The sequence below is a fragment of the Plantactinospora sp. B6F1 genome, assembly GCF_040120695.1.
GTDB lineage: Bacteria > Actinomycetota > Actinomycetes > Mycobacteriales > Micromonosporaceae > Plantactinospora.
In genome coordinates this window covers 1-532 of record NZ_JBEEAC010000116.1, presented here as the reverse complement: position 1 = coordinate 532, position 532 = coordinate 1, and the positions used below count along the sequence as shown (strand labels likewise).

1 protein-coding gene is annotated in these 532 nt (G+C 68.8%); it reads left to right on the top strand.

What is annotated here, in order from left to right; translation table 11 throughout:
* Window positions 1–436, top strand: a 436-nt coding sequence (locus ABNF97_RS34430) for an HAD family hydrolase (RefSeq protein WP_502930597.1), incomplete at its 5' end; no start/stop codon positions are given.
* Window positions 437–532: the final 96 nt, after the last annotated feature.

Here is a 532-nt window from a genome sequence, read left to right as displayed (position 1 = left end):
CCACCCGGTCACGGCCGCCGCCATCGGCGGCCAGCTCGGAATCTGGCGTGGCGGTGACGACGTCGTACGGGGCGACGACGGCGAACTCACCCGGCACGGCGTCGACGGCCAACGGGTCTTCGCCCGGATTCAAGGCCAACGGGTCTTCGCCCGGGTTCAACCGGAGCAGAAGCTGGACATCATCGCGGCCCTGCAGGCCGGCGGGCACGTGGTGGCGATGACCGGTGACGGGGTCAACGACGCACCGGCGCTGCGCCGGGTCGCGATCAACTGCTCATCCGTGACCGCACCCACCGGCCCAGCGGCCGGCTGTCCCACGGTGGTCTCGGTCGTCATCTGGCGTCTCTCCCTTGATCGGTCGATCAGCCGTTATTTGTACAGTCCCCCGCTGCCCGCACCAGGCCGACTAGTACGGCAGCCGCCAATTGCTAGTTGACCAGGGCGTAGTCCCGGTTCAGCCGTGCACGTTGGTGGAACCAGCGTGCACGGGCCTGGTGACGGCGGCGCCAGTTGAGCCAGTGTGTGTCGTGGC